Below are 20,593 nucleotides of genomic sequence, written 5' to 3' on the forward strand. Positions count from 1 at the left end.
GACCCACACCGGTCCCCTGTAGGAGTGAGCCTGCTCGCGATAGCGGTCTATCAGTTGACAACTTTTTGGCTGACACACCGCTATCGCGAGCAGGCTCACTCCTACAAGGATCTGCGGTGTTTCGAATAACACAGGAGAAAATCATGCATCTGGTTCAATTCGAATTAAGCAACGGCGAGCGCCGCGTCGGCGTGGTCGACAACGGTCTGGTGCGCGAGGTGCAAGACGCACGCAGCGTGCGTGATCTGGCGCTGGCCGCCATCGAGGCCGGCCACTCCCTTGAGCAGCAAGTGCAAAACCTCGGCCTCGGCATCAGCCACGATTACGCCGAGCTACTGTCCCAGTTGCGCATCCTGCCACCACTGGACCACCCGGACCCGGCACACATGCTGGTCAGCGGTACCGGTCTGACTCACCTGGGCAGCGCTTCGGCGCGGGACAAAATGCACCAGCAGGCCGGCGACGAAGCGGCGATGACCGACACCATGCGCATTTTCAAATGGGGCGTGGAGGGCGGCAAACCGGCGGCGGGGCAGGCCGGTGTGCAACCGGAATGGTTCTACAAGGGCGACGGCAGCATCGTCGTGCGTCCGGGCCAACCTTTCCCGGTGCCGCCGTTTGCCGAAGACGCTGGCGAAGAACCGGAAATGGCCGGCCTCTATGTGATCGGTCACGACGGCAAGCCTTATCGTCTCGGTTTCGCGGTCGGCAACGAGTTCTCCGACCACGTCATGGAACGCAAGAATTACCTGTACCTCGCGCATTCGAAATTGCGCAGCTGCAGCTATGGTCCGGAACTTCGTACCGGTGAACTGCCTCAACACCTTGCCGGCACCAGTCGAATTCTGCGTGACGGCGAAGTGCTCTGGCAGAACGAGTTTCTCAGCGGCGAGGCGAACATGTGCCACAGCCTCGCCAACCTCGAATACCACCACTTCAAATACCGCCAGTTCCTGCGCCCGGGCGACGTGCACATTCACTTCTTCGGCACCGCGACCCTGTCGTTTGCCGATGGCATTCGCACGCAACCGGGCGACCTGTTCGAAATCAGCCAGGCCGAATTCGGCGCACCGCTGGTCAACGGCATCGTGCCGATCGCAGGCGCTTTTGCGCCGGACAGCATCGGCACCCTTTAAGGAGATCCCATGACTCAGATTCTCGGTCACAACTACATTGGCGGTCAGCGCAGCGCTGCCGGCGACCTCAAACTGCAATCGGTCGACGCCACTACGGGCGAACAACTGCCGCACGATTTCATTCAGGCCACGGTTGAAGAGGTCGACGCCGCCGCTAAAGCCGCCGCTGCCGCGTACCCGGCGTATCGCAGCCTCAGCGCCGAACGCCGCGCGCAATTTCTCGATGCGATTGCCGATGAGCTGGATGCCCTTGGTGATGACTTTGTCGCCGTGGTCTGCCGTGAAACGGCGTTGCCGGCGGGACGCATTCAAGGCGAGCGCGGACGTACCAGCGGGCAGATGCGTCTGTTCGCCAAGGTTCTGCGACGTGGTGATTTCTACGGTGCGCGGATTGATTTGCCGCTGCCGGATCGTCAGCCGCTGCCGCGTCCGGATCTGCGTCAGTACCGCATCGGCCTCGGCCCGGTGGCGGTGTTCGGCGCAAGCAACTTTCCATTGGCATTTTCCACCGCTGGCGGCGACACCGCGTCGGCGCTGGCTGCCGGTTGCCCGGTGGTGTTCAAGGCCCACAGCGGCCACATGGCGACGGCGGAACTGGTCGCCGATGCGTTGATTCGCGCCGCCGAAAAAACCGCCATGCCCGCTGGTGTGTTCAACATGATCTACGGCGGTGGCGTCGGCGAATGGCTGGTCAAGCACCCGGCGATTCAGGCTGTGGGTTTTACCGGTTCGCTCAAGGGCGGGCGCGCACTGTGCGACATGGCCGCGGCACGCCCGCAACCGATCCCGGTGTTTGCCGAGATGTCGAGCATCAACCCGGTGATCGTCCTGCCTCAGGCCCTGGCCGAGCGTTCGGAAACGGTTGCCCGCGACCTGACCGCTTCGGTGGTGCAGGGCTGCGGTCAGTTCTGTACCAATCCCGGCCTGGTCATCGGCATCCGCTCGCCAGAGTTCAGCGCGTTCGTGCAGCAGGTTGCGGGTTTGATCGGCGATCAACCGGCGCAAACCATGCTCAACGCCGGCACCCTCGGCAGCTACGGCAAAGGTTTGCAGAAGCTGTTGGCGCATCCCGGCATTGAGCATCTGGCCGGCAATCCGCAGCAGGGTAATCAGGCGCAGCCGCAATTGTTCAAGGCCGATGCGAGCCTGTTGATCGATGGCGATGAAGTGCTGCAGGAAGAAGTGTTCGGCCCGACCACGGTGATTGTCGAAGTGGCGGATCAGGCGCAACTCCGTGCGGCGTTGCATGGCCTGCACGGGCAACTCACCGCGACGATCATTGGTGAGCAGGCGGACTTCGAGCGTTTCCCTGAGCTGACACCGTTGCTGGAGCAGAAAGTCGGGCGGATCCTGCTTAACGGCTATCCGACCGGTGTCGAGGTGTGTGATTCGATGGTCCACGGCGGGCCGTATCCGGCGACGTCGGATGCTCGTGGCACTTCGGTGGGCACGCTGGCTATCGACCGTTTCCTGCGCCCGGTGTGCTTCCAGAATTACCCGGACAGCTTGCTGCCGGAACCGCTGAAAAACGCCAACCCGCTGCGCATCCAGCGCCTCGTCGACGGCAAGCCCTCGCGCGACGCCCTCTGACATCACACCAATCCCGTGTAGGAGTGAGCCTGCTCGCGATAGCGGTTTCACATTCAACATATCTGTTGGATGACACAACGCGATCGCGAGCAGGCTCACTCCTACAAGGGCCGCGTACGACAATGAGCTATCATTGGCCCTTTCCCCCTAGAAAGACTGTTTGCCATGACTGCCCAAACCCTTCTCGACGTCCTCGAACAATCCGATATGGTCGAAATCGACGGCTTGCACGCCTTCGAATTTTTCCTCGATGAAGACGACAACCTGCACATCGAATGCATCGACGGCCGAGCGGCCAAGCATTGGGAATTCACCCCGGTTCAGGTTGCCGCTGCAACTTTCGACGACTCTTTGCAGAGCTGGTTGATCGTCGGCTATTTCAATGAGACCAAAGCGATCGGCGAACACCGCTTGGTTTGTCATGGCGACGTAGTCAGCAGCAGCGATGACGAGGATGACAATCAATGAAAATGCGTAAATTGTGGCCGCTGCTGATGGCCGGCAGCGTCGGTGCCATGGGGCTTTCCAGCGCATCCGCCGAGAGCTTCCAGCTACTGGTCGGTTCCTACACCGCCAACACCAGCCAGGGTCTCTATCGAATGAACTTCGACAGTGCCACCGGCCAGATCGCCGCCAAGCCGCTGCAAGTGGTCAAGAGCGAAAACCCGTCATGGCTGACGCTGTCCAAAGACCAGCGTCGGCTGTTCGTGGTCAATGAAAACGGCCCGGGCCAGAAAGACCCGGTCGGCCGTGTCAGCAGCTACTCGATCGATCCGAAAACCCACGCGCTGACCCTGATCAATCAAGTGCAGAGCCTGGGCAACGAGCCGACCCATTCAAGCCTCAGCGCTGACGCCAGCCACTTGTTCGTCAGCAACTATTCGGTGATGGAAGATCCGGGTGGCACGCTGGCGGTATTGCCGGTCAGTGCCGATGGCAAGCTCAAACCCGTCGTGCAGATGAGCGCGCACCCGGCGAGCCGGATCAATCTTGAGCGCCAGGCCTCCAATCACGTGCACTCGACGGTTTCTTCGCCTGACGGCCGCTACGTGTTCTCCAATGATCTGGGCGCGGACAAGGTCTTCGTCTACCTGTTCGATCCGAAGGCCAACCCGGACTTGCCGCTGACGCCGGCGATGACCGCCGCAGTGCCCTTGCCGGCCGGCAGCGGCCCGCGTCATCTGCTGTTCAGCGCTGACGGCAAACACGCCTGGCTGACCATGGAAATGAGCGCGCAGGTCGCGGTGTTCGACTACCACGACGGCGTGCTGACCCAGACGCAACTGGTCGATCTGGCCGCTGGTCAGCCAACGTCGGATAAGGCCGGTGCGGCGCTGCATGCCTCGGCCGATGGCAAGTTCCTCTACGTCAGCAACCGTGGTACCGCCAATCAGTTGGTGGTGTTTGCAATTGATCCGGCTACCGGTCAGCTCAAAGAGTTGCAAAAGCGTTCGGTGGACGGCGATCACCCGCGCGAGTTCAGCCTCGACCCGAGTGGCAAATTCCTGCTGATCGCCAACCAGAAGAGCAACGAAATTGTCGTCGTCGAGCGCGATGGCAAGACCGGTCTGCTCGGCAAAACCGTGCAGAAACTGCCGATGGACGCGCCGAGCGACCTCAAGTTTCTAGTGCGACAATAAGCCACAGGCCCCGGTTTACGGGGCCTGTCTCTTTGTATTAATCGCGCTGATATCCGGTAATGCTACAAAGCATTTCAAGCGATCAACCCTCGAGCGTTAAGTTTGCTTCACAGCCCAACCGGGCAAGCAAGCCAACCAAACACGAGGGTTACCGCCATGAACTTCAATCTCTTCTCCGTTATCGCCGCTTCCGCCATCTCCGCCACCGTGGTACTGCCAGCCGGTGCCAACGTTGAAATCAACAGCAAAAAATCCCACACCCAGAGCTACACCCAGAAATACCTGCAACAGAGCGCCAACTTCTACGCCGCCCTGGATCACAAAGCCCAACACTGAAATGCCCATTGCGCACAACTCCCTGTAGGAGCTGCCGAAGGCTGCGATCTTTTGATCTTGTTTGATCGTTCCCACGCTCTGCGTGGGAATGCCTCTAGGGACGCTCTGCGTCCAGTGACGCGGAGCGTCACGGGCTGCATGCCCACGCAGAGCGTGGGAACGATCGGCAAAAGCAAAATCAAAAGATCGCAGCCTTCGGCAGCTCCTACACGTGTGCGTGTGTTTTTCGCAGCACGATAGGTTTGTTCAAACACGCAAATAGACTGGCTAAATAATTAACGAAGCTGATGTTTACTATGGAAAACCCTGAGTGGTTACCACGGCTTTTTTGATCGATTCTGTGGGCATCGAAACATGCCCACGGGAGAACACCATGGCCAGCGCAATCATTCATTCAGCCAAACGCGGCGCCTACCTGGCCATCGGTCTGTACCTGGCCGTGGTGTTGTTCGTCAGCATCGCATCGCAGATGGAACACCGCTTCGACGCCCCGATTCAAGTCGCCCATCCCGGCATCCAGTTCGAAGTCCGTTCGCAAAGCGTGATGGTCGACCGGGCCGAACTCGCGGGAGTCGGCGGCGCATGAAAGGCTACAGACTTTGGGTGGTCGCCGGTTTGGCGTTTTTCACTAACGGCGCTTCATTATTGGGTATCGGCCAAGGCTCGGTGGGGGCACTTGCACGGGCCATAGAGGCCAATCACAGCATTGCGCACAACATCGAACGGGCGAATACGCTGGGGCTGATGGCCAGCAATCCACCGGTCAAAGTCTCGGCCGATTTTCTCGGCCCGTTCGAAGTCGATTGCACGGCACTCGGCATGTGCAACGCGCTGGCTTAGACGACGCGATTGATCGTTCCCACGCTCCGCGTGGGAATGCAGCCCCGGACGCTCCGCGTCCGATTGGAACGCAGAGCGTCCCTTGAGGCATTCCCACGCAGAGCGTGGGGAACGATCAAAGCAGGAAGGTAAGGGTTACTTCTTCATGATCGAAGTGAAGAGCTCGGATTCGAGGAAGCGTTGCAACCAGGCCTGTAACCGCACATAAGGCGTCTGCGCAAACCACTCGCGATCGACATGGGCAAACTGCCGAACGAAGGGCAGTAATGCCACATCCGCCAGACTCAAGTGCTCGGCCAGCAAATAATCGCGATCCGTCAGCAACTCATCCAGCTTCTGCAAAAACAACGCGCCCTCAGCCCGATAAACCTCCATCCGCTGTTCGGGATAGCGCTCGGCGTACTTGTAGCGATTCAGGTGCACCTTGAACACTTGATCGTTGCCCTGAATCAGCTTGTCCATCCATAACGCCCCGAACGAGTCCCCGTCGAGTAGCCAGTTGTCCGGATCATGCTGCGCCAACGCCCAGCGCATGATCTCCAGACTCTCATCAATCACCCGCCCACCGGCATCCAGCACCGGCACCGTGCCCTTGGGCGAGATCGCCAGCATCTCTGCCGGCTTGGCCTTGAGGCTGACTTCGATGATGTCCACCGGCACACCCGAATAACGCAACGCCATCCGCGCCCGCATCGCGTACGGGCAGCGGCGGAAGGAATACAGCGTGTTCATTTCACCTCCAGCGTGCTCAAACCGTTGCCCTGACGCTGCACCTGAATCTGCACCGGAATCCGCTCGTGCATTTCCTGCACATGGGAAATCACCGCGACCTTGCGGCCCTGCGCCTGCAAGCCATCGAGCGCATCCATCGCCAGTTGCAGCGACTCCGGATCAAGGCTGCCAAAACCTTCATCGATAAACAGCGATTCGATCTTCAGCGTGCTCGACGCCATCGATGCCAGGCCCAATGCCAGCGCCAACGACACGAGGAACGTTTCGCCGCCGGACAACGAATGCACCGAGCGCAGCTCATCGCCCATTTCCGTGTCCATCACCAGCAGGCCGAGCATGCTGCCGCCGCGTTTCAAACGATAGCGTTTGACCAGTTGGCGCAGTTGCACGTTGGCGTGATGCACCAGCAAGTCGAGGTTGTAGGCCTGGGCGATCTTGCGGAAGGTGTCACCGGTGGCCGAGCCGATCAAGGCACTGAGTCGCGCCCAGCGTTGATACTCGGCGTAGGCCGAGGCGATCTGCTGCGCCAGCGCCTGATTGGCGTTCTGTCGGCGCTGATCTTCGGCCTGTTCGGCACGCAATTCGGCGCACTGCTGTTCGCTGACGATGAACTGGTTTTGCACATCTGTGAGGGCGCTGGCCAGTTGTTCGGCATCCAGATTGCCGTTGTGCTGCGCCTGATGATCAATCAGACGCTGGTCACGTTCCTGCAACAACACCTTGGCCTGTTCGATGGCTTTTTCGTTGTGCTGCAAGCGCTGACGCAGCTCGGCGACTTGCCCGTCATCGACTCGCAACAGATCTTCGAGGCCACCGTCATCCAGTTCAGGATGGCGGGCGCGCCAGTCGGCAATCTTGCCGGCCAATTCCTGATCTTCGCTTTGCAGCGCCTGCAAACGTTCCTGCTGCGCTTTGAGCTCGGCAGCGATCTGCACGAGTTGCGTGCGCACGTTCTGCAGTTCCTGCGCGGTAGCGGTTTCGGCGTTGCGCGCCTGTTCAACCGATTGCTCGAGCTGCTGCTGCCAGTGCTCGGCGCTGCTGTGCTCGCCAAGCAATTGCGCGAGTTTCTGCTGGCAGGCTTGCTGTTGCTCCATCAGCGTAGTGAATTGCTGTTCGGCGCTGAGCAACTGCTGTGCGCGAGTCTGCTGACGATCCTGTTCTTTCTCCAGCGTTTGTTGCCGCTGTTGCTGCTCGGCCTGTTCTTCCTTCTGCTGATCGACTTGCGCCAGGCGCTCGGCGATCTGCCGGTCGAGCTGCATGAAGGTTGCCGCTGGTTCCTGGCGAAGGGCTTCGAGGGTGTCGGCCGGCAGCAGATTGCCGAACGCCGTCAGTTCTTCGTCGAGACGCTGACGGTCGCTGCTCAGCTCGCGCTGCTGATTGCTCAGGTGCTGCGCCGCTTGCTGGTGCGCGGTTTCCGCCTGACGCAATTGCTGGGTCAGACGCGCGGCATCCTGTTGCAGGGTGAGCAGGGCGCTTTGGCGTTGCTCGTCCTGAGTAATGCTCTGGTTCAGTTGCTCGTTTTGCCGGGCGAGCCAGGCATCGCGCTTGTCGGCGTCCTGATTGAACAACTGCGCGGACAGCGGATGCGCATCGAGGCTTGGCGCCAGCGCTTGCTGCTGGGTCGCCAGTTGTTCTTGCTGTTGCAGCAGTTCTTTCTGTTGCGCAATCACGCCACCGACTTCGGCGCGCAGTTCGATGAGTGTTTCCTTGAGCTGATCGACCACCTGCTGGGCGTTGGCCTGCTCGCTTTCATCGTGGCGACCAAGGCTTTGCAGCAACGCTTCGGGTTGATGATACGGATGCTCATTGCTGCCGCAGACCGGGCATGGCTGATCGTCCTGCAACTGCGCGCGCAACTCTTCGACGCTGGCACTGCGCGCCACGCGCTGACGTTCAAGCAGCTCGCGGGTGACGTTGAGGGTTTGCTCGGCGACGGTCAGTTCGGCTTTGCTTTTCACACCGTCCTGAGTCAGCCGCTCGCGTTCCTTCTGGGCGCTGAGTTGGCGCTGTTGCAACTCGGCGCTGCGCTTGTCCAGATCCTGTTGCGTGGCCCACAGACGCGATAGGTCTTCGAAGGCGCGCAGTTGTTTACGGTTGTCCTGCAGCAGCGTGCCGAGGATGCCGATCTGCTCGGCGACGGCATCAGGTTCGGCGCCGGCTTCTTTGAACAGCACTTCCAGTTGCTGCTTCTGCGTGGTCAGTTCTGCGGCGCTGCGCGTTGCATTTTCTTCGAGGCTCGCCAGTTCGGCTTGGCCCTTGTTCAAGCGGTTGCCGATCAGCATCAGCTGTTGCAGGCGATCGCGGTAGGCATTCCACGCGTCACTCAACGGCGCCAGATGAGCGCTTTGTTCCAGTTCGGCGGCGATGCGTTGCAGGCGCTCGGCGACCTGGGTCTGTTTATCCAGCAAGGCTTGAATGGCATTCTGGCCATCAGTGCAAGCCTGCTGCGCACTGAGCTTGGCTTCGGTGCTTTGCGCGACATCCTTGACCAGACGGGCGAGGGTGCTTTGTTCTTCAAAAGCCTGACGCAACAGCGGCGCGTTTTCACTTTGCCGTTGCTGCGCTTCGCTCAGGGCGACTTTCGCCGCTTCCAGAGTTTGCTCCAGTTGCGTCTGGCGCTCAGTCAGCTCGGCGTGTTGCTGAGTGTGCGCGGCAATTTGCGCGGCCAGTGGCGTCAGCAGGGCATCGAGTTCGGTTTTACGCGCGAACTGATGCCGCTGCGGGCCGAGCTGCTCCAGTCGCGTCAGTTTCACTCGCTCGCCGGCCAGACTTTCCGATTGCTGCTGTGCACTGTGCAATTGCTCGGCGGCGGCTTGCTGCGCGTCCTGCAACACCCGCAAATCCTTGAGCCAGCTGTGCTGTTGCTCAAGCTGTTTGAGCTGCGCCTGCTGCAACTTCATTTGCTGTTGCGCAGCATTGAAGCGCTCGTCCAGCTCGGCCCGGGCTTCAGGTGCCAACGGGGTGACGCCGGTGGCCTGATCCTGCAACAGCTTGTGCGCTTCGCGGGCCTCTTTGGTCTTGTCGAAGGCGCGGCGGCCGAGACGGGTGTACAGCGCGGTGTCGGTGAGCTTTTCCAGCAGTTCGCTGCGGTCGTTGTCGTCAGCCTTGAGGAATGCGCTGAACTCGCTTTGTGCCAGCAGCACGGCGCGGGTGAACTGTTCGAAGTTCAGGCCGAGCGCAGCTTCCAGTTGAGTTTTGTATTCGCCTTTCTGGCTGGCGAGCAGTTGATCCTGATCGATGTCGCGCAGGCTCTGACGACTCGCCTGCAACTTGCCGCCGGCCTTCTCGCGGGCGCGGTTGGCTTCCCAGCGCGCCCGATAACGACGGCCATCGACACCGACGAAATCCACTTCTGCATAGCCTTCGCCGGTGCCACGACGCAGCAAGGTGCGCGGGTCGCCAGTGGCGATTTCACCGTCGGCATCCGGGACTTTTGCGTCGCGGCCGGTGTTGTTCAGACGCGGCACCGCGCCGAACAGCGCCAGGCACAGCGCGTCGAGCAGGGTGCTTTTACCGGCACCGGTCGGGCCGGTGATCGCGAACAGGCCAGCGCTGGCCAGCGGTTCAGCGGTGAAATCGATTTCGAACGGGCCGGCCAGCGAGGCAAGGTTTTTCAAGCGAATGGCGAGAATCTTCATGGCTGCTCGCCCTCCAGTTGCACGTCTTGCAGCAATTCGGCGAAGTCCTTCAGCGTCTGCTCGTCGACCTCGCTGCCATAGTTGTCGAGCCAGGCGCGGCTGAACAATTCCTGCGGAGTGAGTTGGTCGAGTTCGATCAGCGCGCTGCCGTCCTCCGATCCGTCAGCGCCACGGTTGCCGGCGTATTCAGCGGCGATACGCACCAGGCGCACAGCTTTGCCTTGCAGAGCGCTTTCGACTTGATGGCGCAGATCCGGCTGCGGTTCGTCGAGGGTTACGCGCACTTCCAGCCACGGTTGCCGCTGGGTTTCCGCGAGCAGGTCGATGTTCGGCAGGTCCGCCAGTTGCAGCAGGATATCGGCCAGCGGTGCCGGGCCGATGCGTTGCAGGTTGACCGAGCGCGGGATCAGTTTCGGCTCAACACTGATGAGGGTTTCGCCATCGAGAGTGACGTCGAGAATCTGGTGCTGATAGCTGATCTCCGAGAACGACAACGGGATCGGCGAGCCGCTGTAGCGAATGCGTTCTTCACCGTTGACCTTCTGCGGCTTGTGCAAATGGCCGAGGGCGACGTAACTGATGCTCGGCCCGAACAGACTGGCGGGCAGGGCTTCGGCGTTGCCGATGATCAGGCTGCGCTCGGAGTCTTCCGACACCGAGCCGCCGGCCATGTGCGCGTGGCTGATGGCGATCAGCGCCTGACCGGGTTTGCGCTTGGCGTTGGCCGCTTCGATCAGCCATTCATGCACCTGACCGATGCCGCGCAAATAGTTGTCGCCCAGATGCGCGCCAGTCACCTCCGCCGGGCGCAGGAACGGCAGCGCCAGGCACCACGCGGCGACTTCGCCGGTTTTATCCGGCAACGGCAGCAGCAGGCGTTCGGCATCCAGTTGCCCGTCATCCAGCCACAACACTCGGCCCAGCGCATGGGTGCGCAAACGGCGCATCAGCGGCGCGGGCAGTTCGATCCGCGAGCCGGAATCGTGGTTGCCGGCAATCATCACGATAGTCAGCAACGGCTGCTGCTCGTGGGCGCTGACGATGAAGTCGTAGAGGCGTTCCTGGGCTTTGACCGGCGGATTGACCGTGTCGAAGATGTCCCCGGCAATCAGCAGCACATCCGGCTGCGCCAGTTGCAGTTGGCGCAGCAGCCATTCGAGAAAACAGGCGTGCTCGAAATCGCGCTCCTGGCCGTGCAGGTTTTGCCCAAGGTGCCAGTCGGAGGTGTGGAACAGACGCAAGGTGGACTCCGCAACATTTAAAGAGGTGATGGCCGCAGGGAAGTGATGGGCGGCGAAAGAGGGGAGAGTTTACAGATTATTGCGCGAGTGGTGCTTGTCGGGTCAGGGTACAACAGAGCATATCGATGAATCCCTTCATTGACGCCCAAATGGCGGCTATCTAGTATCTGGCCATCATATTGATATCGCGTCGACCGCATGCGCTTGTGCGAGGTCATTGGGTTTTCGGAAACCTATCATCAGATAGCCGAGCGCTTGGTTGTTGTGCGACAAACTCAACAACAATTCGTGTCAAGTGGGAGTGCGCATGGTGGGCTTGAATTGGGGGGGGCAGACTACGTTTATATAAACTGTAGTCTGCCCTCGGTTCTGTGTCCTCGGTTCTGTATTTGGCATTTGTTCGTGCGCGATACACCCTTGCAGCATCGGGGGGCTTGGCGGAGTGGTGTGATGCTTGAGGGACGTGTGTGAAACTTAACAGTGAAATGGAGCAAATGCTCGCTCGTGCGGGACGTGCTTCTCTGGACGGCGAGTTGGCGGATATCACAAGGTCCGGTTTCGTGGAACGGGATGGCTGTGTTTTTCTGGCGAGTCTGGAGAGCTTCCAGAAGCATGTAAGCCTGAAGAATTTCCCAGATAGAACGGGATATGAATGTTTCGTAAATTCGATCCATGCCGATGATTATGTAAACGCTGATTTTTTGGCATGCGCGTGCTCCTACCTGTCTTTAGTGTTTGAGGCGTGGAACAAGTCATGTATGCCGGGGGTTCTGCAGGGAGTTATTTCGGGTGACGAATTCGATGCGACGGTGAAGTTTCATCTGCTGCGCCCAGGGGAAACCTGGCTGAGCGATGACCTTGAGGGGTATGAGGAAGCAGTGCTTACCGTTGAATCGAGTGACAAGGGATTTCTTGAGACATACGGGTAAATCATGGGGGCAGACCACGTTTAGAAAGTACTCCGAAACGTAGTCTGTCCCCGTTTTACTAACCTTACGTATCGGACGCATTCATGGAACTGAAGTTTTTTCATCATTCAGCCGGTCCTCATCCTGTTGTGGGAGAGGTCTTTTATGACATGGCGCAAGTGATTCCTGGACAGGAAGGGGCTCAACGCTATGAGCTTTATGTCTGCAGTGTGCTGGATGCCGTCGCACAAACCCCCGCAAGTTGTGACCGGCTGCTTGGGTATCTGGCGTCGGTACTGGATGGCACAGAGCAATCAATTTGTGCGGGTGGAAACGACGCTGTATTGAATATTGATACCACGGGTGTGCAGGTTGACATATCGATCAATGACGACTGGATCGGTCAGCCTGAAAGCAAGTTCACCTTGCAGGAATGGCAAAAAATTCTTGAAAGTTGGAAGTACCTCTTGGAGATGCCCAAGGGGTCAGATGAGGTTGTGTTAGTCCAACTGACATAGAAAATGTTGACCCTCAGCGTACGAACTGAGGAGTAGTCGTAAATTCCAAGGCATTTATGGAACTGAAATTTTATCAAACCGCCGGCGGTACCTACCCCGAACGACAGTTGTTTCACGCGATCGTTGAAGTGAATTCTGATCAGGAAGACGCTGAACGCTATCAGCTTTATGTGTGCAGCGTTCTTGATGCCATCGCACAAGTTCCGGAGGATTGTGATCGTCTGCTGGCAGCTATTTCATCTGTAGAGGCGGGCGTGCAAGCTTCAATCACTGATGGGGGAAACGATGTCCTGTTGAATATGAGTGATGAGGGAGTACAGGTCGATATTCTGGTCAACGATGACTGGACTGGGCAGCCGCAAAGCTGGTTTACGTTGCAGGAGTGGAGGAAAGTTCTGGAGCAATGGAAGTGGCTTCTCGAATTGCCGGATGGTTCTGACGAGGTCGTGATACTGAAATTGCCATAGGTCATCACTGAAACGGAAGAAAGGGGCTGAGATTAGAATCGATAAGGATTTGATGAACAGTCGGTACGCTGTTGTGTTAGGTCGAGGCAGCTATAAATAGGACAGACCACGTTTAAATAAACGTGGTCTGTCCCCGATTCTGCCCGATTCTGTCATGAGAACGAAGCCCGAAAAATACCGGAGATAATCGAGTGATTACAGATGATCTAGAAATCGTCAAAAAAATTTTTCAGATGGTCCACGAGGGTATTGTTCACGGATACGACGCCTTCCGTTACGAGATAGAGATGGGTGAAGGGTTCATGGAGGCCGAACTGACAGTCGAAAAAGACGGAGTTGAGGTAACGGACGCTGAAATCGATTTCGATGTCTCCGACGTGTGTTTTTTGGCAAAAGACTTAAAGGCGAATGCCGTGCAGCGTGGCGAACCCTGGAAATCTTTTGTCATGTCTTATCGCGAAGGTGAGCAAGTGAAGACCAAATTCAATTATTGATTCACCCAAGTCTTTTCAAATGCGTGACCTTATGTCCGGAACAACGGACGGCACTCGCCGTCCGTTTTTTTGCATTTGAATTACTTCGTTGCCTGCGCTTCGTGGCAGCATCTCGAAGCGTTTCCTCCTTCATACCGGAGGATAGTGGGACAGACCACGTTTGAATAAACGTGGTCTGTCTTGAGGGGTCAAAGGTCTTTAATTTATGACAGTTGAGAATGAAGAAGGCCATCTCCTGAATGTTATTGCTGAAATTGGCGAACTGGAGTGGCACAAATATCAACAGCGTTTTCCTAAAGTTAGGATTGGGAATGAAATGCAGCGGGAGGATCATTCTGCGCTGCCACCCTTCATCGCTTTCAGGTTTGAGTGTATTAGCAAGGTTGATATCGACAAGTTGAAGGCCGCCGTTGAAGGCTACAAGGGGGGGGTATCATGGTCGCTTGTTGGCCGGTCACGCGAAGGGCTGCCAGGGATTAACTGGATGATTGCACCGTCAAGGTTGTGGGAGGTGGGTGAATGTGCCTTGCAAGCAAACATGTCGGCAGCGGTCTATTTGTCCATTCATGAACCTTTAATTGGTCCAGTGGCATACGAGGATTTAATTGGAATGACGGAACATGTTCGTTCTGTGTTCGATCTCTGAGGATAACGGAACAGGCCTCGTTTAAATAAAACGTGGTCTGTTCCTGAGGGATCACCGCGCACACTTAGAAGAGGGGATGATTGGAACAATCAATTTCCGGAGGTGAGAGAGTGATTGCTGAAGATTTTGAACTTGTGGCGGCCATTTTTCAGCTGGTTGAGGCCGGAATTGTTCACGGTTATGACGCCTTTCGATACCGCGTTGAATGGGGGGGTAACTATATGGAGGCAGACCTCGCTGTTGAAAAAAATGGCTCAGAAATCTGGGATGCTGAAACTGATTTCAACCATTCGAAAATCTATGCGCTTGTAGAAAAATTACACGAGCATGCAGTCGCTCGCGGTGAGCCCTGGAAGGCATTTGTTCTCTCCTATCGCGAAGGCGAACAAGTGAAAACGAAATTCGACTATTGATTCCGATTGTCTTCAGCCTTTTATCCCTAAAGCAAAATCGAAAGATCGCAGCCTTTGGCAGCGCCTACACATACCCTCTGTAGGAGTTGCCGAAGGCTGCGATCTTTTGCTTTTTACTTCGGATAAAGCGGCGGCAACCCGCTATCACCCACCGGATCCTGCACCCGTTCCGCCGCCGGAATCGTGCGGATCGCCCGCCACAAATCCTCACCCTGCCAATGCTGTCCCGTCTCGCTGTACAGCGCACCATTGAGCCCATCCAGCGCATCCGACAACGGCACAAACCGCGCCGCCATGTCCGCCAGTGTCTCCGGCTGCTGCCGCGCCCACGCATCCAGTGCCTGCCGCGTCGCTTGCGGGTCATTGGCCTGGCTCGCGCGCTTGATGTCGTCCATCAAGGTGCGCGGGCTCGGGCCGGTTTGGGCGGCGCGGTGCACTGCCGGTTGCCAGCGTGCGCGCCACCACAGGCCGAAGCCGAGGAGGGTGGTGCAAGCGAGGATCAGGGTGCTGAGTTTCCACCACCACAACACATCGTTATCGACGGCGCTCACTTGCAGATTGCCGGCCGGGGTGTCGACTTGCAGGCTCGGGTTGTTGGCCACTTGCAGGGTGCGCGCGGGCAGGCTGCTGTGTTCCAGATGGTCTTCGAAGGTGTTCCACCAAACCACGTCGACTGTCGGCAATTCGATCGCGCCGCTACGGCTGGGCACCAGGGCTTCGCGTTCTTCGCGGCTGCCGACGATGCCGCGGTCGGTGCTCTGGTTGCTCAGCACTGGTTGATCGGGGTAGCGGCGCAGGCCGTTGACGTCGGTAGCGGGCAGCGCTGGCAGTTGCGAGGCAGCCAGACCTTCGACTTTCAACGTCAGGCTGCGGGTCAGGGAATCGCCGACCTGAGTGTGTTCCGGTTCCGGGTTCCAGCTTTCGCTGAGGCTCAGGCTGCGCGCGGGTAGCCATGGCGCGTCGACCGGATAGGTCAGTGGCTTGGGTTTCACGGTCAGGGGGATTTCGGCGGAACTGACGCGCATCAGTTTGCCCGGTTTCGGCCCCTGTGCATTGGCATCCTGTGACGGCTGCGTATCGACCAGTGTGGCGCTGAAGGTCTGCGGCGCAATGGTCAGCAAACCGCTGTGTTGCGGGTAGATCGCATAGCGCATTTCGATCACGCCATGGCGCACACCGTTGAGGTCTTTTTCGTAGGTACGGGTGTCGCCGAGTTGCTCGATGCGCGCATCGGCAATTTGCAGCGGGGTCAGGCTGCTGTCGTCGTACAGCGACACCGAATGGTAGATGCGCAACGTCAGGATCGCCTGCGCCTGCACATAGACGCTGGACTGATCGAGGCTGGCCTCGATGAACACCGGATCAAGGCTGTTCTTGTTCTCGCGGGTGTCGCTTTCGACCACTTGCACGGTGATCGGCTGGCTCTGCGCATCGCCCAGTTGCAGCGGCGGAATCACCACGCTGCCGTTCTCTTTCGGCAGCAGGGTGATGATCCAGCGCGTGGTCGCGCGGTTGTCACCGTTGAGGGTGTTGAGCTGGTTGACCTGGCGCGTGCCGCGCACTTCGAACAACGCTTCCAGCGCGGTCAGATCGGGTTTGCCGAACTGGGTGACGTCGCTGGTTTCGAGGGTGAGCTCGACCGTCTCGCCGGAGTTCAGGCGACTGCGATCCACACTGGCCGTCAGCTCGGCCGCCTGAGCGGTGGCCGTGCAGAGCAGCAGGGGCAGCAAGAGAGCGGTGAAGCGGGTCATCGAGTGTTTTCCTGATCCTGATGTTGTTGCTGTTCGTACCAGAATTTGCGGCGCAGCAGTTCGCCCGGATCATCCGGGATCTTGCCCAGCCATTGTTCCAGTGCCTGACGCTGCTCGCCTTGGAGGTTGTCTTCACTCGGGCGCAGCGTCGGCACGGTGTCCGTTTGTTCTTCCTCGGCGCTGCCCGGCACTTCGTTGGGGCCTGGCTGCGGCGGCGTGGTCGGTGGCGGTTCGCTGGCCGATTCGCTCGGTTGCGCCTCGCTCTGGGTTTCACTTTTTACCGCCGGTGGCGGCGCGGTCGCGGGCGCTGGTTCGTCGCCCGGCAGACTTTGCTGTTCGCTGGGCTGGGTGTCCGGCTCGGCGGGCGGCGGTGTGTTTTTCTGCTTGAGCAGGTTTTCCACCAGGGCCTTGTTGGTCTGCGCCGGACGCAAATCCGGTTGCAGTTCCAAGGCCTGTTCATAGGCGTCGATTGCCGCTTCCAGCTCACCGCTTTTCGCCAAAGCGTTGCCACGATTGTAGTGGGCGCGGGCATCGCTGCCTTCGGCGAAACGCTGCGCGGCGCCACTGTAGTCGCCGGCCTCGTACAACGCCACCCCTTGCCATTGGTGATCGTCAAAATGCTGCGCGGCTTCGGCCGGGCGCTTCTGTTTGAGCAGGTGCAGGCCCTGTTGGTCGGGGCGCAGCCACAAATCCTCGAAGTCAAAAGCGTAGCTCGGTTGCGGCAAGCAAAACAGCAACGGCAGGCAGAACAACCAGCCGCGTCGCCCGGCGCACGCCGCGAGCAGCAACAGCGGCAACAGCAGCCAGTAACCCTGATCGGCCCAGGTATCGAGGCGCACGGTCTGGCCGTCGTCGCGCAGACTGCGCGGGCCGTTGAGCAGACCGAGCGCGCCAAGATCCGCTTCGTCGAGGCGAGCAGGGTGGTATTCGCCGCCGACGCTGTTGAGGAACGCGCTCAGGCCCGGACTGTCGAGTTGCGGCACGCGAATCGCGCCTTGTTCGTCCTTGAGGAAACTGCCGTCCTCTTGAGCGATTGGCGCACCTTCAGCGGTGCCGACGCCGAGCATCAGCAGTTGTGCCGATTGACCGCTGAGGGCGCGGCGAATGCCTTGACGTTCCTCTTCATCGAGCGATGAGCCGATCAGCAGAATCCGCCCCTGACCGAGCGCGCCTTGTTTGAGCAAGGCCAGCGCTTTGCTCACGGCGAGATCGGCACGATGGCCGCTTTCCGGCATCAACGATGGCTTGAGCGCATCGAGCAGATTGCGGCTGGTCGCCAGGTCATCCGACAGCGGCACCAGCGTGTGCGCGCTGCCGGCGTAAACGACGATGGCGGTCTGCGCATCGCTGCGCGCCTGCAACAGGTCGAAGAGCTTGCGACGCGCCTGCTCCAGTCGCGTCGGCGGCGAATCGGTGGCGAGCATTTCCGGGGTCAGTTCCAGCACCACCACCAAGGGATCGGCTGGCTTCTGACTGGTCTGTTCGACGCGCTCCCAACTCGGCCCGAGCAGCGCCAGAATCGTCAGCAGCCACGCCACACCAAGGGCGATCCACGGCAGTTTGCTGTCGCGACCATTGCCGCCACTGAGCAGGGTGGCATGAAACGCTGGTGGCAAAATCATCTGCCAGCGCCCGGCGCGTTTCTGCCGGTGCCAGAGCTGCCAGATCAACCAGCCCAGCAGCGGCAACAGCAGTAGCCACCAAGGACGAAACCAGTGCGGCCAGAGCGCGATCATCGGCGCCTCCGCAGACGCAGGCGCTTGAGGCGTTCGCGCCAGTCAGGCAGCGGACTTTGCAGATACAGCTCCTTGGTGAACAGGCGTTGCAACGGGTTGTCCGGCCACAATTCACGGGCGACCAGCAACAGGCTCAGCCACAACGCCAGCGCCAGAGGCCAGTGATACAAGGCTTGCGCCGGGCGCGCCTGGGTCGGTTGCTGGGTCACCGGTTCGAGTTGGTCGAGGGTGTCTTTGATCGCTTGCAGCTCTTTGCCGTCGTGGGCACGGAAATACTGGCCACCGGTGACTTCGGCGATGGCTTTGAGCGCAGGTTCGTCGAGGTCCAGACTTGGATTGACCCCAAGTAAACCAGTCGAACCGCTGTCCTCGGGATTGGCGCCGATACCGATCGGATAGATCTTCACGCCTTCACTGGCGGCGAGTTTTGCCGCCGTCAGCGGATCGATTTCGCCGCCATTGTTGGCGCCGTCAGTGACCAGAATCAGCACGCGGCTTTGCGCCGGACGCATGCGCAGGCGTTTCAGGGCCAGACCGATGGCATCGCCGATCGCCGTGTTTTTACCGGCAATGCCGATGCGCGCTTCGTCGAGCCAGACGCGCACGGTGTGGCGATCAAAGGTCAGCGGCGCTTGCAGATAGGCCTGACTGCCGAACAGGATCAGGCCGACGCGGTCGCCATCGCGGCTTTCGAGGAAGTCGCCGAGCAGGTGCTGAACCAGCGACAGGCGACTGACTTCTTCGTCCTGCCACTGCATGTCGGGGAAATCCATCGAGCCGGACACATCCACCGCCACCAAGAGATCTCGCCCACTGGCAGCGATCGGCAGTGGTTCGCCGAGCCATTGCGGACGGGCGGCGGCGGTCAGCAGCAACAGCCACAGCAGCATGAACGGCGCCTGTTGACGCCACGCGGGCAGGTTGGCGCGAGCGCGACGGCGGGCGAGGCCTTCCAGATCGGCGAGGAAGCTCACTTTCAGGGCTGGCTCGCCGCTGTCGGCCACCGGCAAGACCAGACGCATCAGCCACGGCAGCGGCACCAGCACGAAGATCCACGGCCAGGCGAACTCAAACATGTTTGCGAATCCACGTGTCGACGGCTTGGGTCAGGCCGGCGATGGCTTTGTCGTCGAGTTTGCATTCTGGTTTGTACGCGCCTTCGACCAGCACCATCCAGCGCGTCAGGCCCGCCGCCGGGCAACGATTATCGAGAAAGGCCAGCCATTTACGCCCGTTGAGGGTGTGGCTCTGGCTGTAGGGATAGTGGTTGCGGCACAAGCGTTTGAGCAGGCCGTTGAGTTGCTGCAGCCAGGCACCGGCCGGGGCGCCGTCGTAGGGTTTGGGCATTTGTGCGAGTTCAGCGAGGGCGGCGATGCGCACTGGGTCGAGCGGCTGTTCAGCGCGCACGATCGGGCGTTTTTTCATCGGAATGAAACGGCGCAGACGCCAAACGGCGAAACCCAGCAACGGCAACAACAGAAGCAGCAGCCACCAGCCCGGTGCCGGCGGCCAGAAGGCGATCGGTGGCGGCGAGATCAGCGGTTGCAGTTGTTCGAGGCCGTTCATCGACCTTTCCCCGGACGCTGCGGATTGAGGAATTCGCGCATCTGTTCGACCATTTCACTCTGCGTGCTCAGCGGCATCAGCAAAACTCGCAGCTTTTGCGCGAGCAATTCCCAGCGCGCGATGCGTGCTTCGGCCTGGGCGCGATAGGTCTGGCGCAGGTCGAAATTGAGGGTGTCGAGTTCAAGCTGCGCGCCGCGTTCGGCGAATCTGAGCAGGCCGGCAGCGGGCAGGGCGTGATCCAGCGGATCGGAAATCGGCAACATCAACAGGTCGCAATGACGCGATAAAAGGCTGAGCTGTTGTTCGGCGCTGTCGGACAGTGCACGTTCGTCGCAGATCACGATGGCCAGACTGCCAGGGCGCAACACTTCGCGTGCACGGCGCAGGGCCACGCCAAACGCATCGCGATCCGGCTCACGCTCGCTGTGCAGCGACTGATTGACCTTGACCAGACGGTTGAGCAATTGCAGCAGGCTCTGTTTGCTGCGCCGCGGTTTGATTTCATAGTGCTCATTGTCGCCAAACACCAGCCCGCCGACGCGGTCGTTATGGCCGAGCGCGGCCCAACCGATCAGCGCCGCTACTTGCGCAGCCAGCACCGATTTGAACATCAGCCCGGAACCGAAAAACAGCCGTGTGCTTTGCTCGACCATGATGAAGATCGGCCGCTCGCGTTCTTCATGGAACAGCTTGGTGTGCGGCTCTTGCGTGCGCGCCGTCACGCGCCAGTCGATGGTGCGCACGTCGTCGCCGGCCTGATAGACCCGCACTTGATCGAAGTCGACACCACGACCACGGAATTTCGAGTGATGCAGGCCGATCAGCGGGCTGCGCTGACTCGGCGTGGAAAACAGCTGCACTTCACGCACGCGGTGGCGCATCTCGATCAGCTCGGCGAGGCTGACGCGGATGCCCGGTTCGGACGGCAGGGGGGCGTTCAT

General features: G+C 59.6%; 21 protein-coding genes. 13 read left to right on the forward strand and 8 right to left on the reverse strand.

The genetic code is table 11. From position 1 onward, the window contains the following. The first annotated feature begins 143 nt into the window (after positions 1 to 143). From araD1 to AC5SEM_RS08910, 7 genes are all read left to right on the forward strand, one after another. Positions 144 to 1,136 carry an AraD1 family protein gene (gene araD1, locus AC5SEM_RS08880; RefSeq protein ID WP_495472706.1) on the forward strand — a complete coding sequence of 331 codons (993 nt, stop codon included), beginning with the start codon at positions 144 to 146 and terminating at the stop codon, positions 1,134 to 1,136. 9 nt (positions 1,137 to 1,145) lie between these two features. Continuing rightward, positions 1,146 to 2,726, forward strand: a complete 1,581-nt coding sequence (locus AC5SEM_RS08885; RefSeq protein WP_495472707.1) for an aldehyde dehydrogenase (NADP(+)) — start codon at positions 1,146 to 1,148, stop codon at positions 2,724 to 2,726. A gap of 165 nt (positions 2,727 to 2,891) precedes the next feature. Then, complete coding sequence (locus AC5SEM_RS08890) at positions 2,892 to 3,194, forward strand: DUF5629 family protein (protein ID WP_095050106.1); 303 nt, start codon at positions 2,892 to 2,894, stop codon at positions 3,192 to 3,194. Then, positions 3,191 to 4,366: a lactonase family protein gene (locus AC5SEM_RS08895; RefSeq protein ID WP_495472708.1), complete on the forward strand. Its 1,176-nt coding sequence runs from the start codon at positions 3,191 to 3,193 to the stop codon at positions 4,364 to 4,366. Before AC5SEM_RS08890 ends, AC5SEM_RS08895 begins: the two co-directional genes overlap by 4 nt. Positions 4,367 to 4,522: 156 nt before the next feature. Continuing rightward, positions 4,523 to 4,702, forward strand: a complete 180-nt coding sequence (locus AC5SEM_RS08900; RefSeq protein WP_108226762.1) for a hypothetical protein — start codon at positions 4,523 to 4,525, stop codon at positions 4,700 to 4,702. A 373-nt stretch (positions 4,703 to 5,075) separates the two neighbouring features. After that, complete coding sequence (locus AC5SEM_RS08905) at positions 5,076 to 5,288, forward strand: hypothetical protein (protein ID WP_495472709.1); 213 nt, start codon at positions 5,076 to 5,078, stop codon at positions 5,286 to 5,288. Further along, positions 5,285 to 5,542 carry a hypothetical protein gene (locus AC5SEM_RS08910; RefSeq protein WP_495472710.1) on the forward strand — a complete coding sequence of 86 codons (258 nt, stop codon included), beginning with the start codon at positions 5,285 to 5,287 and terminating at the stop codon, positions 5,540 to 5,542. Before AC5SEM_RS08905 ends, AC5SEM_RS08910 begins: the two co-directional genes overlap by 4 nt. A gap of 135 nt (positions 5,543 to 5,677) precedes the next feature. Here the strand turns inward: AC5SEM_RS08910 and AC5SEM_RS08915 are convergent, their stop codons facing one another. Genes AC5SEM_RS08915 through AC5SEM_RS08925 form a run of 3 tightly spaced genes read right to left on the reverse strand, consistent with a single transcriptional unit; the run spans position 5,678 to position 11,153 of the window. Continuing rightward, positions 5,678 to 6,274, reverse strand: coding sequence for a glutathione S-transferase (locus AC5SEM_RS08915; RefSeq protein WP_495472711.1), 597 nt, complete (start codon positions 6,272 to 6,274; stop codon positions 5,678 to 5,680). Further along, positions 6,271 to 9,912, reverse strand: coding sequence for an SbcC/MukB-like Walker B domain-containing protein (locus AC5SEM_RS08920; RefSeq protein ID WP_495472712.1), 3,642 nt, complete (start codon positions 9,910 to 9,912; stop codon positions 6,271 to 6,273). The genes AC5SEM_RS08915 and AC5SEM_RS08920 overlap by 4 nt, the downstream gene beginning before the upstream one ends. Further along, complete coding sequence (locus AC5SEM_RS08925) at positions 9,909 to 11,153, reverse strand: exonuclease SbcCD subunit D C-terminal domain-containing protein (protein WP_495472713.1); 1,245 nt, start codon at positions 11,151 to 11,153, stop codon at positions 9,909 to 9,911. Before AC5SEM_RS08925 ends, AC5SEM_RS08920 begins: the two co-directional genes overlap by 4 nt. A 467-nt stretch (positions 11,154 to 11,620) precedes the next feature. Here AC5SEM_RS08925 and AC5SEM_RS08930 point away from each other — a divergent pair, with 467 nt between their 5' ends. The 6 genes from AC5SEM_RS08930 to AC5SEM_RS08955 all read left to right on the forward strand — a co-directional run bounded on the left by AC5SEM_RS08930 (position 11,621) and on the right by AC5SEM_RS08955 (position 14,599). Then, positions 11,621 to 12,082 (forward strand): PM0498 family protein, encoded by a 462-nt coding sequence (locus tag AC5SEM_RS08930; RefSeq protein ID WP_495472714.1) that lies wholly within the window; start codon positions 11,621 to 11,623, stop codon positions 12,080 to 12,082. A gap of 83 nt (positions 12,083 to 12,165) precedes the next feature. Then, positions 12,166 to 12,579, forward strand: coding sequence for a hypothetical protein (locus AC5SEM_RS08935; protein ID WP_495472715.1), 414 nt, complete (start codon positions 12,166 to 12,168; stop codon positions 12,577 to 12,579). 56 nt (positions 12,580 to 12,635) lie between these two features. Further along, positions 12,636 to 13,046, forward strand: a complete 411-nt coding sequence (locus tag AC5SEM_RS08940; RefSeq protein WP_495472716.1) for a hypothetical protein — start codon at positions 12,636 to 12,638, stop codon at positions 13,044 to 13,046. Between the two features lie 191 nt (positions 13,047 to 13,237). After that, a complete protein-coding gene (locus AC5SEM_RS08945; protein ID WP_495472717.1) occupies positions 13,238 to 13,540 on the forward strand; it encodes a hypothetical protein in 303 nt (100 codons plus the stop codon). Between the two features lie 205 nt (positions 13,541 to 13,745). After that, entirely contained in the window at positions 13,746 to 14,186 is a 441-nt protein-coding gene (locus AC5SEM_RS08950) for a hypothetical protein (protein WP_495472718.1), read from the forward strand. Between the two features lie 110 nt (positions 14,187 to 14,296). Further along, entirely contained in the window at positions 14,297 to 14,599 is a 303-nt protein-coding gene (locus AC5SEM_RS08955) for a hypothetical protein (RefSeq protein ID WP_099758854.1), read from the forward strand. A gap of 113 nt (positions 14,600 to 14,712) precedes the next feature. Here AC5SEM_RS08955 and AC5SEM_RS08960 read toward each other — a convergent pair whose 3' ends face one another. From AC5SEM_RS08960 to AC5SEM_RS08980, 5 genes are read right to left on the reverse strand one after another with little or no spacing between them, the layout of a single operon-like run. Further along, a complete protein-coding gene (locus AC5SEM_RS08960) occupies positions 14,713 to 16,350 on the reverse strand; it encodes a BatD family protein (RefSeq protein WP_495472719.1) in 1,638 nt (545 codons plus the stop codon). Continuing rightward, positions 16,347 to 18,086, reverse strand: a complete 1,740-nt coding sequence (locus AC5SEM_RS08965; protein WP_495472720.1) for a vWA domain-containing protein — start codon at positions 18,084 to 18,086, stop codon at positions 16,347 to 16,349. The genes AC5SEM_RS08960 and AC5SEM_RS08965 overlap by 4 nt, the downstream gene beginning before the upstream one ends. Further along, positions 18,083 to 19,162, reverse strand: a complete 1,080-nt coding sequence (locus AC5SEM_RS08970) for a vWA domain-containing protein (protein WP_371043961.1) — start codon at positions 19,160 to 19,162, stop codon at positions 18,083 to 18,085. The genes AC5SEM_RS08965 and AC5SEM_RS08970 overlap by 4 nt, the downstream gene beginning before the upstream one ends. Then, complete coding sequence (locus AC5SEM_RS08975; RefSeq protein WP_095050116.1) at positions 19,155 to 19,652, reverse strand: DUF4381 domain-containing protein; 498 nt, start codon at positions 19,650 to 19,652, stop codon at positions 19,155 to 19,157. The genes AC5SEM_RS08970 and AC5SEM_RS08975 overlap by 8 nt, the downstream gene beginning before the upstream one ends. Further along, positions 19,649 to 20,593, reverse strand: coding sequence for a DUF58 domain-containing protein (locus AC5SEM_RS08980; RefSeq protein ID WP_116029096.1), 945 nt, complete (start codon positions 20,591 to 20,593; stop codon positions 19,649 to 19,651). The genes AC5SEM_RS08975 and AC5SEM_RS08980 overlap by 4 nt, the downstream gene beginning before the upstream one ends.

The sequence above is a fragment of the Pseudomonas sp. CH61 genome (genome assembly GCF_059429415.1).

What these genes read in the sequence shown, in the direction of transcription:
- araD1 (WP_495472706.1), top strand. Translation starts at nt 144, where the DNA reads ATGCATCTGGTTCAATTCGAATTAAGCAACGGCGAGCGCCGCGTCGGC.
- AC5SEM_RS08885 (WP_495472707.1), top strand. Translation starts at nt 1,146, where the DNA reads ATGACTCAGATTCTCGGTCACAACTACATTGGCGGTCAGCGCAGCGCT.
- AC5SEM_RS08890 (WP_095050106.1), top strand. Translation starts at nt 2,892, where the DNA reads ATGACTGCCCAAACCCTTCTCGACGTCCTCGAACAATCCGATATGGTC.
- AC5SEM_RS08895 (WP_495472708.1), top strand. Translation starts at nt 3,191, where the DNA reads ATGAAAATGCGTAAATTGTGGCCGCTGCTGATGGCCGGCAGCGTCGGT.
- AC5SEM_RS08900 (WP_108226762.1), top strand. Translation starts at nt 4,523, where the DNA reads ATGAACTTCAATCTCTTCTCCGTTATCGCCGCTTCCGCCATCTCCGCC.
- AC5SEM_RS08905 (WP_495472709.1), top strand. Translation starts at nt 5,076, where the DNA reads ATGGCCAGCGCAATCATTCATTCAGCCAAACGCGGCGCCTACCTGGCC.
- AC5SEM_RS08910 (WP_495472710.1), top strand. Translation starts at nt 5,285, where the DNA reads ATGAAAGGCTACAGACTTTGGGTGGTCGCCGGTTTGGCGTTTTTCACT.
- AC5SEM_RS08915 (WP_495472711.1), bottom strand. Translation starts at nt 6,274, where the DNA reads ATGAACACGCTGTATTCCTTCCGCCGCTGCCCGTACGCGATGCGGGCG.
- AC5SEM_RS08920 (WP_495472712.1), bottom strand. Translation starts at nt 9,912, where the DNA reads ATGAAGATTCTCGCCATTCGCTTGAAAAACCTTGCCTCGCTGGCCGGC.
- AC5SEM_RS08935 (WP_495472715.1), top strand. Translation starts at nt 12,166, where the DNA reads ATGGAACTGAAGTTTTTTCATCATTCAGCCGGTCCTCATCCTGTTGTG.
- AC5SEM_RS08940 (WP_495472716.1), top strand. Translation starts at nt 12,636, where the DNA reads ATGGAACTGAAATTTTATCAAACCGCCGGCGGTACCTACCCCGAACGA.
- AC5SEM_RS08950 (WP_495472718.1), top strand. Translation starts at nt 13,746, where the DNA reads ATGACAGTTGAGAATGAAGAAGGCCATCTCCTGAATGTTATTGCTGAA.
- AC5SEM_RS08960 (WP_495472719.1), bottom strand. Translation starts at nt 16,350, where the DNA reads ATGACCCGCTTCACCGCTCTCTTGCTGCCCCTGCTGCTCTGCACGGCC.
- AC5SEM_RS08965 (WP_495472720.1), bottom strand. Translation starts at nt 18,086, where the DNA reads ATGATCGCGCTCTGGCCGCACTGGTTTCGTCCTTGGTGGCTACTGCTG.
- AC5SEM_RS08970 (WP_371043961.1), bottom strand. Translation starts at nt 19,162, where the DNA reads ATGTTTGAGTTCGCCTGGCCGTGGATCTTCGTGCTGGTGCCGCTGCCG.
- AC5SEM_RS08975 (WP_095050116.1), bottom strand. Translation starts at nt 19,652, where the DNA reads ATGAACGGCCTCGAACAACTGCAACCGCTGATCTCGCCGCCACCGATC.
- AC5SEM_RS08980 (WP_116029096.1), bottom strand. Translation starts at nt 20,593, where the DNA reads ATGAACGCCCCCCTGCCGTCCGAACCGGGCATCCGCGTCAGCCTCGCC.